Origin of the sequence: Mycoplasmopsis agassizii (genome assembly GCF_002272945.1) — a bacterium.
GTDB lineage: Bacteria > Bacillota_I > Bacilli_A > Mycoplasmatales > Metamycoplasmataceae > Mycoplasmopsis_B > Mycoplasmopsis_B agassizii.
In genome coordinates this window covers 226,371-242,440 of sequence record NZ_NQMN01000002.1, presented here as the reverse complement: position 1 = coordinate 242,440, position 16,070 = coordinate 226,371, and the positions used below count along the sequence as shown (strand labels likewise).

At 28.8% G+C, this 16,070-nt stretch carries 10 protein-coding genes; 1 reads left to right on the top strand and 9 read right to left on the bottom strand.

Annotated features, from left to right (window positions below; all coding sequences use genetic code 4):
* Positions 1-139: 139 nt before the first annotated feature.
* Positions 140-1,267: a molecular chaperone DnaJ gene (gene dnaJ, locus CJF60_RS03610; RefSeq protein ID WP_084232723.1), complete on the top strand. Its 1,128-nt coding sequence runs from the start codon at positions 140-142 to the stop codon at positions 1,265-1,267.
* Positions 1,268-1,313: 46 nt separating this feature from the next.
* Here the strand turns inward: dnaJ and CJF60_RS03605 are convergent, their stop codons facing one another.
* The 9 genes from CJF60_RS03605 to CJF60_RS03565 form a co-directional block, all read right to left on the bottom strand.
* Positions 1,314-2,795 (bottom strand): amino acid permease, encoded by a 1,482-nt coding sequence (locus tag CJF60_RS03605; RefSeq protein WP_143823575.1) that lies wholly within the window; start codon positions 2,793-2,795, stop codon positions 1,314-1,316.
* 164 nt (positions 2,796-2,959) lie between these two features.
* On the bottom strand, positions 2,960-3,805 hold the full coding sequence (locus tag CJF60_RS03600; RefSeq protein ID WP_084232721.1) for a DegV family protein: 846 nt from the start codon (positions 3,803-3,805) through the stop codon (positions 2,960-2,962).
* A 39-nt stretch (positions 3,806-3,844) separates the two neighbouring features.
* Complete coding sequence (locus tag CJF60_RS03595) at positions 3,845-5,416, bottom strand: MHO_4530 family protein (protein WP_084232720.1); 1,572 nt, start codon at positions 5,414-5,416, stop codon at positions 3,845-3,847.
* The gene (locus tag CJF60_RS03590; RefSeq protein ID WP_159444215.1) at positions 5,416-7,599 is read right to left on the bottom strand and encodes an ATP-dependent helicase; all 2,184 of its coding nucleotides are present in this window, start codon (positions 7,597-7,599) and stop codon (positions 5,416-5,418) included. The genes CJF60_RS03595 and CJF60_RS03590 overlap by 1 nt, the downstream gene beginning before the upstream one ends.
* Positions 7,592-8,218: an RDD family protein gene (locus tag CJF60_RS03585; RefSeq protein WP_084232718.1), complete on the bottom strand. Its 627-nt coding sequence runs from the start codon at positions 8,216-8,218 to the stop codon at positions 7,592-7,594. The genes CJF60_RS03590 and CJF60_RS03585 overlap by 8 nt, the downstream gene beginning before the upstream one ends.
* Before the next feature lie 3 nt (positions 8,219-8,221).
* Complete coding sequence (locus CJF60_RS03580) at positions 8,222-9,199, bottom strand: glycosyltransferase (protein WP_084232717.1); 978 nt, start codon at positions 9,197-9,199, stop codon at positions 8,222-8,224.
* 2 nt (positions 9,200-9,201) lie between these two features.
* Complete coding sequence (gene asnS, locus CJF60_RS03575) at positions 9,202-10,551, bottom strand: asparagine--tRNA ligase (RefSeq protein WP_084232716.1); 1,350 nt, start codon at positions 10,549-10,551, stop codon at positions 9,202-9,204.
* 81 nt (positions 10,552-10,632) lie between these two features.
* Positions 10,633-12,642, bottom strand: a complete 2,010-nt coding sequence (locus CJF60_RS03570) for an ATP-dependent helicase (protein WP_084232715.1) — start codon at positions 12,640-12,642, stop codon at positions 10,633-10,635.
* A gap of 545 nt (positions 12,643-13,187) precedes the next feature.
* Positions 13,188-16,031: a cation-translocating P-type ATPase gene (locus tag CJF60_RS03565; RefSeq protein WP_084232714.1), complete on the bottom strand. Its 2,844-nt coding sequence runs from the start codon at positions 16,029-16,031 to the stop codon at positions 13,188-13,190.
* Between the last annotated feature and the right edge of the window lie 39 nt (positions 16,032-16,070).

Genomic DNA, 16,070 nt, shown 5'->3' with positions numbered 1-16,070 from the left:
ATGGTGTTTTTTTATTCTCCATTTTTCTAGATAACAACTAAAAATTTTCTGCTTTTTCTCTAAAAAATCTGAAAACTTGCAGTTTAAAAAATATAAATATCATTTAGCACTCTCGGGTGTTTTGTGCTAAAATGAATTTATGAGTAAAAAAAACGACTATTATGAAATTCTAGGCGTTTCTAGAGATGCAGATGATAAGACAATCAAAACTGCTTATAGAAAACTAGCAAAAGAGTATCATCCCGATGTAAATAAATCAGCAGATGCTGAACAAAAAATGAAAGACATCAATGAAGCTTATGAAGTTTTAAGTGATTCAAGCAAGCGTGCTGCTTATGATAAGTATGGTCACGATGGAGCAAATAATCCTTTTGGAAGTGGTTTTCAAGCAGGAGGTTTTGAAGACTTTGGTGGCAGCATGAGCGACATCTTTGAATCTTTCTTTGGGGGCCGCTCACCTTTTGGTGGTAGAGAATCAGGTTATTCTCGAAGTGGTTATGGACCTAGAAAATCTAAAGGTGAATCATACAGAATCAGATTATCAATTTCATTTTTAGATGCAGTTTTAGGAACCGAAATTGAGCAAACTATCGACCATTATGAAAACTGTAATGTCTGTTCTGGAAAAGGTTATGAAAAACCTGAAGATGTCAGAACTTGTTCAACATGTAAAGGCAAAGGCTATGAAAATCACCAAACAAAAACTATGTTTGGTACTTTCCAACAACAAAGTATTTGTCATACTTGTGGTGGTGAAGGTCATGAAATTTTGAAAAAATGTTCAAAATGTCATGGTAAACAAACTATCAAAACTAAGAAAAATATCAAGATCAAAATTCCTGCAGGGATTACAAGTGGTCAAGATTTAGTTGTAACAGGTTATGGTGGACCAGGCTTTAATGGTGGCGATAACGGAGACTTATACTTAACAGTTTATGTTGAAGAACATAAATATTACAGAAGAGTTAACAACGATATCTATATCAACTTACCAGTTTCAATTAGAGATATAATTCTAGAAAACACCATCAGCGTACCTACTCCACATGGTAATGAAAAAATCAAGATGAAATCATCTTACACCAATGATTTAGTAGTAAGTATTAAAGGTAAGGGTGTGCGAACCCAGCGTGGTAATGGTGATTTAAAAATTGTCCTTAAATTCGCAATTGCTTCTTATGATAAGAAAACAACTAAAAAACTTAAAGATATTCTTGAATCTGCAAAAGATGATATCAATGAAGAATTCATGAAAAACTTTGACTAGAAACTAGCAAAAAATGGTGCTCGCAAAAGCACCATTTTGTTTTAATTTATTTAGTAACTATTTTTTTACTAAAAATGGTTTTTAAGGAAAAAGTAGGTTTTTCTTGATTTCAAGCCCAGAATTTCTTGTTTTCGTTTTCTATTAAGACAACTATTAAAGGTGCAACTAAAGTGAAAACAAAGAAAACAAACTTAATAATTGCGTTAACTTGGTCGCTTCCATCAGTTGCAAACATATTTACAATTGCTTCTAAAGTGAAGTAACCAACTGATAAGAAAACAAATATTGAACCAATAATTGCTGTTGGAATAAAGAATTTACTTTTCTTAACTTCAACTTTATTTGTTCAGCGATTTCTAAGTGCACCAACAAGTGCTCAGGCTAATCAGAAGAAAATAACTAGTGAACTAAACCCTGTAATTAAGTCAGCAATATCATATAAATTAGCTGCCAATTGGCCATAGTCGGCACCACTTGAACTAGTTAAAGCGTATAAACCAATTGGTACACAAACTGCAAAATAAGAAAGTACAATAGTTATAAAAAAGGCAAATGCAGAGTTTCTAGTTGATTTAAATTTAAATAAATCATGAAATCATTTTAAGAAGTAAAATTCTTTTTCTTCTAAAGAAACTCTGTAAATTCTAGGTAGTGACATAACCTGATTATTAATCAGACCTAAAATTGACATTGAAACTAAAACATTCATAGTAATAACTACTCAGTTAGGAACAGCACCTTCATAAATTCCACCAATAGTTCCACTGCTTGTTCCAATACCAAAGGCAATTGTTAAGAATAAGTAAGTTGCAGTTACGATTGCAATTGCAATTACCATTAATCAACCTAAAGAGTTTTTATTTTTTAAATTTGAACGAAGTGAAGTGGTTGTGTAAAATCCGTCATACACGAAAATAATTGAAGGCATAGCCGCAAGTAAACCTAGTCAGCGTGAGTATGAAGATAAACTTCCACTAGGTAGTGAACCACGATTTGCTAGTGGTATCTGATTAGAAAATGCTGCATTGCCGCTTGCTACATAAGCAATAATAGGTGCTACTACTAACGGTATATATTTTAAGAAGGTGAAAAATCAAGCTAATGTTTCACCTGCTCGAAGTGAATAAAAATTCATAAATGATAGCCATAAGAAAATTCCTAGAGCAATCAGTGCTACAAATCAACCATTTAGTTGAAATCCACCTGCATCTTGTAAGGTCTGTACGACAAATAAAGGTAGAGTTAAAAACTGTAGTGGTAATGAAATTAAAAGCATGTAACTTGAAGTGTAACGACTGAAAAAACGGTAGTTAAACTTCTTAATTCAGGCTAAAAAGCCTTTGTCATCACGGCTAACTGAAGAAACTTCAATTAAAGCCAATGCTAGAAAAATAACACCAACTGCAGCGATGATTCAAGAAGCAATAATAAAGCCTAAATCACCCTGTGCATAACGTGCAATATTTCTATTTTTAAAAAATATCCCAGCACCAATTGTTGAACCAATAATGATTATTAGTGCTGACATATAACTGATTTGTTTAATTTTTTGCATAATGTGATTTTAGAGTAAAAAGTCACTTTTACGCAAAAAAAATTGGCTTTTTTAACCTTTTTACTTTATTAGGGCAACAGCATATAAAAAAGTAATTGCTGTATAAGCAATTAAAAAAAGCAGAAAATATTTTCTGCTTAATTGATTTTAGGAGTGATACAGATACCAACACTTGTAGGTCCAGTATGTGCCATAACTGTTAATGAACCTCATAAATTTGAAGCGTAAGTTATCTTATTATTTTCAGCTTGTTTAATTGCTTCGCTATAGATTTCACCATCAAAATAATGCATGATGTGAAAGTCGTATAAGTCAACATTATTTCAACCACCAATTTGCTTTTCAATAATTGAAAACATCTTTGTAACCATGTTGGTTGAAGTGAATTTAAAGCCTTTGAATGAATTTTTTTCTTTAAATTCTAAAATAGGTTTAATCTTAATTAACTTTAAGACAGCAGGTGGAATTTTTTGTAATCTTCCACCTTTAGCGATGTAATCAAGGCTTTCAAGACCAACTAAAGTGAAAGTTTGGTCGCTCAGTTTTTTAACCTTTTTCAGAATTTCTGCAAGAGTCATTCCTGATTCATAAAGTCTTTGTGCTTCTTTAGCAATTGCAATAATTGCTCCACAACTGAAGTTATGATCAAAAACTGTAACGTTTTTGTAGTTTTTGGCAACTTGAGAAGCTGCGTTGAAAGTACCACTTAAATTTGAAGGAATAGGTAGAACTAAAACTTCATCATATTTTTCTGCTTTGTCTTTGATTGCTTCTTCAATCTTAGTAAGGTTAGGCAATGAAGTTCTAATAATTTTTGCATCTTCAAAAGCGTTTTTAGTTTCTTTGTTGTGAACTTTGATGATGTCTTCATGAAGAATACCATCTAGTTCGTAGTTAAGTTTTAACATTCCATAGTCAAGTTGATTTGCTTCCTCATCCGTAAGAGTTGAGAATGAATCAAGAATAATTCCAAGTTTTTTCATAATCTTAATTATAAACTATTTTTTATTTTTTCCTGTTTTCTAATTCTCTAACCAATAAGTTAATCCTGTCTTTTTAACAATGTTTTCTTCAAGGTTTGCAGGAACGTTTTCGATGATCATATTGGTGTGATTTAAGTTGTTTAAATAGTTTAAATAACTTAAATATAAATAGTTTTTTTCGTTGCTAATATTCATACCAATTTCTTTAGCAATTACTAAAAAATTTGGTTTTACATTCATTACAAAATCAAAAATTCTTTCGTTAATTGAATGTAGTTTAACTCCTAAGCGAACATTAAAGTTATTACTTTTTAAAAATTTTTCAATTGGATCAATCATGTCAATGTCGCTTATATTAATAATATAAGCAACTTGAGTATTTTTTAAATTATGTCCAATTGATAAAAAAGTTTCGTCACGAATATCTATAAAAATACGGCGTGTTTCTTTGTAATGTTCTTCAACATAACTGACAAAAAAATCGTTAATTAAATTTTTATAATAAATACTTTTTGTAATGTTTTCAACTTCAGATTTTTCAACATTTTTGATCTTATATTTAGCATAAGTATTTGATAAAACTTTATTAGTTCCATACTCTCTAATTCTTTTTAGATCATAATCAAAACTAGATAATTCTCTCATGATGTTTACGACATTACTTTTAAAAATTTCATACTCAGTAAAATCAATTGTATCAATTTCAAATCAGTATGTTTCTTTGTCAGCTCTACTTTCAGTTAAAGCATATCTCATTCTTAATTCAAGATTTTCTAAATCATCTACAAACTTAACATTTTTCATTTCAACAACAGCAAGATGGCTATAAAAATTTCTTAAAAATCAACCATTATTTTCTGATTTAATTGCATGTAAAATCCCATGAATATGTTTTTTAACTAGCTTTAAATCTTGATCATTCACCATAATGAAAACAAGGTCGTTTTTTAAAAGTATGTAAGTCTTTTTACGGTGGTAAATTGAATTTAATTTTTTAATTAAATATTTTAGGTTATCTCTTTTACCGGCTTTAATTTCTAGACCAATAAAACTTTTAAAGGTTCCTCTAATATTTAAAATTTGATTTCATTCTAAAATTTCATCACGGTAATCTGTCTGTTGTGAAACTAAATCTTTTGATCATTTAAAGTTAGCGATTATCTTATTATCTTCAGCTTGTCTGAAAATAATTCTGATGCTGTTTTTTTTATTAAAAGAGAACCAATTAAGCACTTTTAGGGGCTTTTCACTAGTTTGACGATTGTCAATAAAAATTTGCTGAGTAGTTTTTTGGTTCTCATTTCAGTTGTTTAAGATGTCTTTTATTTTAGTTTTAATTTCATCATTAAAATTTGCTCTAGCAAAAAAAGCTTCATAAGCAATTCAATATCCTTTTGAAAATTTATCTTTTTCATTTCCATTTTCAAATGAACCAAAATTAAAAGGATCAAAAGTCATTTTTGAAACACGTTTATTATGAAGGTCAAAAACAAGGTTACTTACACCATAAATTTTTGAATTATAAATTCACTCTACATTTAAAAAAGTTAGTAATATGAAAAGTGCTACAAAACATAAAACAACGATCAAAATAATAAAGGATTGAAGCATTATTTTTGCCTCGGAATTAATCTAATTGCTTCGTGATTTTTCTTAATAACTTTTAGTCCTTCTTTTTGAAAGACAACAACAATATCATCTTTATTTTTAATGTCAACAATTTCACCTTCACCAAAACTTCGGTGGGTAACATGATCACCTATTACTCAAATTTTTTCTTTTAAATTATGATCTAATTCTTGACCTAATGAATCTAAATTCATGATATGTTTTTCAAGATCAATATTCATCTCTTTAATAAATCTTGAAGGTATCTTTTGCTTGTGAGTTGTTAAATCAACACCCCTTGCATTTGAAATATATAAGCGCTCTTTTGCTCTTGTAATGGCAACGTAAGCAAGCCTTCTTTCTTCTTCAATTTTATCTTCATCTTCGTTGCCATTTTCATCTTGTGTTCTTGAATAAAAAGGGAACGTTGTATCTGACATAGACATTAAAAAGACATTTTCAAATTCTAGCCCTTTTGAGTTATGAACTGTCATTAATGAAACATAATTATTACCTTTATTAACTTCTTCATTTTCACTAAATAGTGTTACATATTCAAATCAATCTTTTAAGGTTGCATCAGGATTTTCATTTTGTCATTTGTCTGCTGCACTATAAAGTTCATTAATAATTTGAATTGCATCATCTTCGTCTTGAGTATGTTTTTCAAGGTGATTATAAAAGTCAATATTGATTAAAAAGTTTTCTAAAATATAAGAAATTTTTGCTTTGCTTCCTTCGTTAGCAAAGATTTTTTTGAACTTAGCAATTTCTTTCAAGAAGGCTAATAAAGCTTTTCTTTCTTTTTCAGAAATTTTTAATTTGCTATAGTTTTGTAAAAGATATTTATAAATTCCATTAGTTTTTTCTAAGTCACTTGCATCGATAATCTTTTTCAGTGAATCAGGAGTGACTCTTTGCACGGGCAAATTAATAACATTTTCAAAAGCAATGTTACTTGTATCATATAAGACTCTTAAGAATCACATAACTTGTTTTACAATTGGTTGCTCATAGAATTTAACACCACCATACACAATATGGTTGATGTTTTCTAAAACAAGTTGTTGTTCAAGTGCTCTAATTAAATAGTTAGAACGATAAAGGATAGCAATATTTTTTAACTGAATTTTTTGTTTTTTCAGTTCATTAATTTTTGAAACTATTCAACGTGCTTCAGCTTCAGAGCTAAAAGCGTGATTAAATTCAATTTCATGACCACCTGCTTTACTTGTAAACAGGTTCTTATCAAAACGTAATTTATTTTTTGAAATCAGACTGTTAGCTGCTTCAAGAATTTTTTCGTTAGAACGGTAATTCTCAGTCAGCATGATAGTTGTTAAATTAGGATAGTCTTGATCAAAGTTCAAAAATAACTTGACATCAGCACCGCGCCATGAATAAATAGTCTGATCAGAATCACCAACTACTGTAACATTTGATTTTTTACTAATAATTTCCAAAATACCGTATTGAATAATATTAATATCTTGGAATTCATCAACTAAAACATATTTGAATTTATCTTGTCATTCTTCAGCAATGTGTGGGTAAAAAACTAATAATCGGTGAGTTAAAATTAATAGATCTTCTAGATCTAAAATATTATGGTTTTTTAAATAAGCATTATAAGCAGCAATTATTTTTTGAATTGCTGCTTCTTCTTCAGGAGTTAAACGAATTCCACTAAGCAGTTGTGAGTCAAAAAAGTCATTTAATTTGTCATGAGAAATTGCTCTAATAGCAAACTTATAACTGATTAAGGTTTCATCGATATTTAACCTTTTGTAGATTCTTTTCATTATTTCTAATGTTTCAATATCATCTAGAATTGTGAAGTCATTTTTAATTTTAATTAAATGACTGTCTTTTCTCAGAATCTTTGTACACAAAGTATAAAAAGTTTCCACATAAACTTTTTTAACTAATTTACCTAGGTGTCGTTGCAAACGACGGCGCATGGCAATTGCTGCTTTATTGGTGAAAGTAATGGCTAAAATACTTTCAGGAGCCACATCCATTCTTGTAATTAGATATGAAATTTTACGTGTTAAAACTTTAGTTTTACCTGTTCCAGCACCTGCGATAATTCTTAAAGAATTGGCGTTATGTAAAACGGCAATCTTTTGCTGTGGATTTAAATCATCAATTAAAGAATCGATTTTCTTTTCCTCGTTATTAGACATTTTCATTTCCTTCCCAAATAATTTTTTTATGTTGATGAAAAATTATTTTTAATTCTTTCGAACTTACTTCAATAATTTTTTTATTAGTGTAAAGTGTGCTTTTGTGAATTCGATCAACGATTGAAACTTTCGATATTGAAAACATTGATGTCATTATATTAATAAAAGAAAAAATAATTATGACACCTGCAAAACCTGAAGGTAATGCATATAAAACTTGTTCTCAATAAGTTTGTTCAAGTTTATTTTTAACCTTGTTGGCAAGGTCTGGAGATACTGCTGCCATCAAAATAATAAAAGTAAAGATGATGGCTCCACTTAGCATTAATTGTCGCTTTACTAATTTTTTATAAGTTATTAAATCACCTTCAAGAGTTCTAAAACTTAAGTTCCAAATTCACAAAGATAATGTTCTATTTTTGAAGATTACAGGAACTATATAAAAATAAGTAAATAACTCAATAATTGATGTTGCTAAAAAAATATAATAAGAGCTAAATTCAATTAAATCATTTTCAATTTTAATTATAAAACTTAGTAGTCAAATTACTATTGCGTTGAAGCCAACATCAATTACAAAAACACCTAGCCTTAAAAAACAGTTTGCTTTTTTATACATTTATTATTGTAACTTTTCAAAAATATCTTTTCAATCTTTTTTGCTTGTTCGTTTTTTCATCAGTGAAATTTCTAATAAATTATTTTTCAAATATTTATTATTTTGAAATTCTAAAAATTTTTGTTTTTCAAAAAATTTGTCAATTTCAATTTCCATTTTTTCTGAAATACTTTGTTTGCTTGCAGCAATTCTTTTCAAGTATGATGTCTTCAAAATTTCAGAAACTAGTGCAGGTAAAAAGACAACAAAAAAGTAATGTTTGGCATATTCAATTTCTGCTGTAAATTGACTTTTTACATTCTCATTTTCTTCAATTAATTTTCACTCTTTTATGAAGTTATTTAAGCTAAATGTTTTTTCAGAATGAACAAGGTATTTTCTGAAATTTACATTTAAATATAAATATGTTTTTGCGTTAATTAAAAGGTTGTATAAAAGTGAAATTGAATACTTAGAATTGGACAATAAAACCTGTGAAGAATCTATTGATTTAAATAAGTCTTTTTTAAAAACTTTATTAAAGATAATTGGATAGGAAAGTGCGATAAAAGCAGGGTTTTCGATAGTTTTGTAAACTTTATTTGGCTCTAATCTTTGCTTTGGATATCAGTCAATTTTACGATCTCAAAATGGTTGAAACTCAATCACATCTGCATCGTTTTTATCAAGCACATCAACTAGTTTATTTAAGTCAGTTTCGCCAGTTACGGTTGAGACACTTACAAAGGAAACATACTCTCCTTTTGCGTATCTAATGGCATCAAAATAATTTCTTCCTGTGCCATTTCTTTTCTTATGAAAAACCAGTTGTATTTGATCAGAATAAACCTTCTTAATTTCATAAATTTTTTGATAATCTTCCGGGTATAAATCATCAATCATAAAAATAAATTCAACATCTTTATTTATTGATTTTTTTAAGTTATCAAAAATATTTAAATGGTAATTTTTATAAAAGGAAACAATAATAGATAATTTCATAATTACATTTTTAAAGTGTTTGGAGTTCTTGGGAAAGGTAAAACATCACGAATATTTTCCATGCCAGTTATATACATAACTAAGCGTTCTAATCCTAAGCCAAATCCTGCACTTGATTTATAACCATACTTTCTAAGGTCAACATATCATTGAAGAGATTCTACACTGATATTTAATTCCTTGATTCTTTGAAGAAGTTTTTCATAACGATCTTCACGCTGTGATCCACCAATAATCTCACCTATTCCAGGGACTAATAAATCAAAAGCTGCAACTGTTTCATTATCATCATTTTGATACATATAAAATGCTTTAAATGATTTAGGATAATTGATGATTCCAACTGGACCTTTAAAATATTCTTCTGCTAAATATCTTTCATGTTCAGTTGATAAATCTGTTCCAAATTTGATGTCATTATTTTCAAATTGCTTATCAGCTTTTTGTAAAATTTGAATAGCTTTTTTATATTCAATAACTTGTAATTTATTTGCAATTAAAGCATTTAATCTTTCAACTAAATTTACGTTATTTACTTTTTGAAGAAATTCTAATTCAGCATGATTTTTACTTAAAACCCTTTTAACAACAAACCTTAACATGTCATCAGCTAATTTAATATTGTCATCTAAATTATTAAAACTAACTTCAGGCTCGATCATTCAAAATTCTGCAGCATGCTTTGTAGTGTTTGATTTTTCCGCTCTAAAAGTAGGAGCAAAAGTGTAAGATTTTTTCATTCCTAGAGCATATGCTTCAGCATGCAGTTGACCTGAAACTGATAAATAAGGAGTTGAATTTGAACCGAAAAATTCTTCTTCTCTACCATCGTCTAGTTTTCACATTTCACCAGCACCTTCACCATCTGTACCAGTGATGATAGGTGCAGCAACCAAGGTGAAACCTTCACCTTGAAAAAATTCATGAATTGCAAATGAGATAGTTGAACGCACTAAAGTTACTGCTCTTAAGGTGTTAGTTCTATGCCGAATATGGGGAATACTTCTAAGAAATTCTAAAGAAGTTTCTTTCTTTTGAATTGGATAATCTTCATCAGATTTGGCAACTAATTTAATTTGCTCAACTTCTAGTTCACCAACTTGTTTAGCGCTTGGTGTATATTTAAAATCACCAATAACTTCAAGTGCTGAACCTAAGTTTCAACTTTCAACTTCTTCTAAGTTAATTGATTCTGATTTTTTAATTACTAATTGCAGGCTTTCAACGCTAGAGCCATCGTTTAATTCGATGAATCTAACCTTGTTATTTCCACGGTTATTAGCAATTCAACCTTTTAATAAAAATTTTCGACCATCATTTTCAGCCGCTAGCATTAAGATATTTTTAATCATCTGTTTCACTTTCACTATTGTTTATTTTTTAATTATATCAAAAATAACCTATTTAAAATAGGCTAATTATTTTAAGCAGTTTTAGTTCTTGATTTCTGCAAAAGGATTACGTTTTCTCTCGACACGATCACGTGCTTTAGTAATGCCATCACGATATTGCTGCTTATATTGCATTTCAGCAATAAAAGTCGAACGAGTGCGACTTTGTGATGAGTATTCAGTCACCATATTAAGTGGATAAGTTATATATGCCTTTTTCCTTGCTCTAGTTAAAGCAACATAGGCAAGGCGCCTTTCTTCCTCTAGGTGTTTAATATCATAGGTGGGGTTTTTAAAGCCGTTTGAGTAGTTTGGAATAGGAAATGAATGCTGAGCAAAGTTGACTATGAAAACATAGTCAAATTCAAGGCCTTTTGCACCATGCACTGTCATCATTTTAACTTTTTGCTTGTTTTGTTCAATTTCGCTAACTGGTTCAAAAGAAACACTTAAATCATCTAAATACTCTTGCAATGTCTTATCAGGATTTTGCTCTTGGAAAAGGTTGATGCTATCAAAAAACTCTCTAATATTTTCATCAACTGTTTCTGAATAAAAGTTTTTGCGCTCAGCAACAGAAGCTAAATAACCTATTTCATTTAAATATTCTTTTAGAATAAATGATCAAGGAACAGCTTTGTCTTTGAAAGCTCGTGATGCTCTGCTAATTGCTTCAAAAAGATTTTTAATGCTGTTTTTTGCATTAAGTCTTCAACTAAGTTCATCTAAATCATGAAGCAAAGTATCAAAAATACTTTGCTCTTTGTCACTTGCTAGTTTTTCTAGTTCAGCAATTGAAACAGCACCAATACCCCGTGGTGGCGTATTTAAAATTTCTGTTCAAAGAAAGTCGTTTTTAGTGTTTTCGTGATTCAAAATTTTAGTTAAAAGAATGATTTCTTTTATTTCTTTTCTCTCATAAAAACCAACTCCACTAAGCACTTGATAGTCAACTTTTTTGGTTCTTAAAGCATCCTCAAAAGGCCTAGAGCTACGGTGTTGGCGATAAAAAACCACGATCTCGCTAGGGTCAACACCTTGTTTTAATAAGTCTTGAATTTCATCGGCAACAAAATTACTCTCTAAAAAAGGATTATTAAAGCCCTTTGTGATTAAGGATTCACCTTGCTCATTATTTGTAAAAAGACTTTTTTCAAAACGGTTTAAGTTTTTAGAAATTAAAGCGTTTGAGTGTTCTAAAATAACTTTGGTTGAACGATAGTTTTGGTTCATAACTATCGTTTTCATATTAGGAAAATCTTTTTCAAGATTTAAGATGATATCCATTTTTGCACCACGCCAGGTGTAAATAGTTTGGTCAGGATCACCGACAATTGTTAATAAAGAAAATCTTGAAAGATACTTGACAATGCGATATTGAATTTCATCAGTATCTTGAAATTCATCAACTAAAATAGCTTTATATCTTTTTGCTCATTTAATTCTGATAGCTTCATAATCTCTTAAAATTTGATAAGTATAAAATAGCATTAGGTCATAATCTAATAAAGCAAATTCTTTTAATTTTTTCTTAAATGCTTGATAAATTTCTTCTCTAGTTCTGACATAACCACTAGCTAATTGAATTAATTGTTTGTCTAAAAATTCTTCTTCACGGCGTTTTTTAATATGTGCTTTAACTGATGAAAATTCGATCACATCTCCAACATTTAATTCCTTCATAACTTTTTTAAGTAATGAATTAAAATCACTTTCGCTTAGGATGTCAAAGTTTTTGCTAATGCCTAAAACTTCAATTTCTTGTTTAAGAAAAATTAAACATCATTTATGATAAGTTGAAATTGACATGTCACTTTTATTTTGTAACATGTCTTCAATTCTTTCTTTCATTTCTCTAGCAGCTTTTTTAGTAAAAGTCATCGCTAAAATTTCAGATTCTCTGAAATTTAATTCATCTAAGAGATAAACTATTTTTGTTGTTAAAGTTCTAGTTTTTCCTGAACCTGCACCTGAAATTAAACGCAATGGACCATCGTTATATAAGACTGCTTCAAGCTGTTTTTCATTAAGTGATTTTAAATATTGTTTCATATATTTAATTATAAACTCTTTTTTTAATCTTCTAGTGTTTTGTTCAGAATTGTTTATTGGAGCATTTATTTTCAAATAATCATGTCTAAAAATAAATTTTTTGATTTCATATTTTAAAAATATTTTTAATTACAAAAATTAATTTTTGCTTAAAACAAAAATTAAAAATTTAACTTAAAAATATAAAACATGTATTTGTTTCGAGGCAAATAATTTAGTTTTAAAAAATTAATTATGATCTAATTTTAGACAATCATAATTTAATAATTTTATTGATTAAAATATTTTTTTAACAAGCATCTTTTTTAAAAACATGAACATCATATTTTAAAAAATAAGACTGAAATATGCGAGCAAAAAATATGTATTTTTGTAAGTCATTTTTTAAATTTTGAAATTAACTAAAGTCATAAATTCATTAAGTATCCAAAAGATGTTTTTTGTCTAAAAATAAATTCCAAATTTTTTAATTCAAGAAAATATATTTAAAAAATAATTCATGTATTTATTTTAAAAAAATAAAAACTAGGTTTTAAAAACCTAGCTTAAATTGACATCTTATTATTTTTTCTTGAAGGCTTTTTAATTAATTCAAAAGATGTAATTTGTTCTGACTTAATTTTCTTAAATAATTTTTTTCTAAGTAATTTATATACTTCTAAAATAGGGAAAATACTAATTCCAAAAAAGAAAGAAATAAGAACTAAATTAGTGTTATCGAAAAAGTCTTTTGGCATGTGAAATAGTTGTGCTAAATTTGAAACACCCACGGCAATTAATAGCATTATAAAACTAAATAAAACAGATGATAAAACAATATATGAATCTCTAAGTTTTACTTTAAATAAACTGTCTTCACTAATTAAATTTAAACTATTAAATACTGCAGCAATTCCTACAACTAAGAAACCAACTGCTGATCCATAATAGTTCATTAAGTGGCCCATAATTTCGTTTGCACTTAATGAAGTATCAACATTATTTAATGTTACTAAATTTAAATATTTAATTGGATCATTTTCTGCTAATGACTTAATATATTCAATTCCTAGTGCATATCCAAGAAGAGCTAAAAAGGAAATTATTAATGATTGTCAAATTAAATCTATTCCCATTCTTCTTGCAAAAATTGATTCAAATTTAGAATAAGGTCGCACATCCATAACATGGTTTTTTGATTCTTGAAGACCAAGAGCAACAGCTGGAAAACCGTGAGTTAACAAGTTAATTCAAAGCAACTGGGCTGCACTAAACACGGCAAAACCAGCACCTTTAAGATAATCTCCATAAACTAAAGTGAAGACAATCATTCCTAAAAAAGCGACAATTAATTCAACTAAAGATGTAGTTATTAAGTTCTGAATTACTCTTTTAATTTTTAAATAAATCTTACGGCCGTTATCAACTGCTTTGACAATCGTTGCAAAATTGTCATCGACAATAATCATATCTGCTGCATCTTTTGAAACTTCTGTTCCTGTAATTCCCATCGCAGTTCCTACATCTGCAGCTTTTAAGGCAGGAGCATCATTAACTCCATCTCCAGTCATAGCAACAACTTGATCAAGTTCTTGTCAAGCTTTAACTATTCTAATTTTGTCGCTTGGATTAACACGAGCATAAACACTAATTTTAATTAGTTTTTCTTTCAATTCTTGATCACTTAATTTTGCAAGTTGCTCACCACTTAAAGCAATATCACCTTCTTGAAAAATTTTTAATTCTTTGGCAATTGCAACGGCAGTATCGACATGATCACCAGTGATCATGATTGTTTTTATACCTGCATTAATTGTTTCTTGAATTGCAATTTTTGCTTCTTCTCTTGGTGGATCAATCATTGCGACTAGACCCAAAAATTGCAAGTCATTTTCAATAAATTCATGGTTAAAATTACTTGCTAAATCTTTTTCAGAAATAACTTTTTGAGCAATTGCAAGTGTACGATATGCTTTGTCATTATATGACTTAATAGTGCTCTTAATTTCATTAACTTGATCACTATTTAAATTGCTACAACGATTTAATAAAACGTCAGGAGCACCTTTTGTAATTACATAAATTTGACCATCAATTTTATTTGCAACAGTCATTAATTTACGGTCACTATCAAAAGGTAAACTCGCTAATCTAGGACTCTTATTTAATAGATCATCTTTTTCGATTTTATACTTATGTGCAAAACCTAAAATACTTGTTTCAGTTGGATCTCCAATTAAATTTTCTGATCCATCTTTTAAAATTTCATAGCTAGCATCTGTACATAAAACAGACTTCTTAATTAAGTCATTTTCTGTTTCATGTTTTAAAGAAGATGTTGATTTATTTTCAAGTGTAAATAAATTAACTAAGGTCATTTTATTCTGAGTTAAGGTACCAGTTTTATCACTACAAATAATTGCTAAATTACCTAGTGTTTCAACAATATTTAATTCTTTAATAATCGCATTTTTATGTGCCATATTTTTCATACCTAAAGTTTGAATAATAGTTGTAAAAGTAATTAAACCTTCAGGTATAGCAGCAACTGCTAAAGAAATTCCACCTACTAAAGCAGTTGATCATGAGCTGCTAACATTTTCAACTCCTAGCAAAAGAATTGCAATAATAAAGTAAGCAATAAATAAAGTTAAACCACTTATAAAAAAGATTTTTCCTAATTTATCTAATTTGATTTCAAGAGGTGATTTTAATTTCTTTTCTTGATTAACCATTTGTGAAATTTTTCCAATTTCACTATTATCACCAATTGCACCAACAATTGCTTTTCCAGTTCCGTTGATAACACTTGTAGCACTAAAAACTCTATTTAATTGTTCACCTAAAATTTCGCTTTTAATTTTAACTGGATCAGCATTTTTATCAACTGCTAAGGATTCACCAGTCAAAATTGATTCATTAATTCTAAGTTGTGATGCTTCGACAATTTGACCATCAGCAGCGATTTTTTCACCGCTTTCAAAAACTATTAAGTCACCAATTACTAATTCTTCACTATCAATCAGTTGTAACTTAGAATCACGGATAACTCTAACTTGACTCTGGCTCAGTTTAGACAAACTCTTAACAGCCTTATTAGCCTTGAGTGTTTGAAAAGTTCCAATTAAAGCATTCACAATGATTACAAAAATAATGATGAAGGTTTCAAAGAAACCAACATGCACAGATGTTTGGACAAAACCATTTCTTACTCCATTATCAATTGTTAAGCCTAAGCTGATGATTGCAGCAGCAAACAATAAAATTGTCATTAAGTCAAATAAATTTTTAAGAAAAATTTGAAAAGCATTTTTTTGCTTTTTTTCAGCCAATTTATTTGAACCATATTTATTACGAGATTCAATAACTTCTTGAGAAGTCAGCCCCGTGTTTAAAAAGTCGTTCTTCATATTTTAAAATTTTACGGTATAAAAGCGATTTTGCAAATA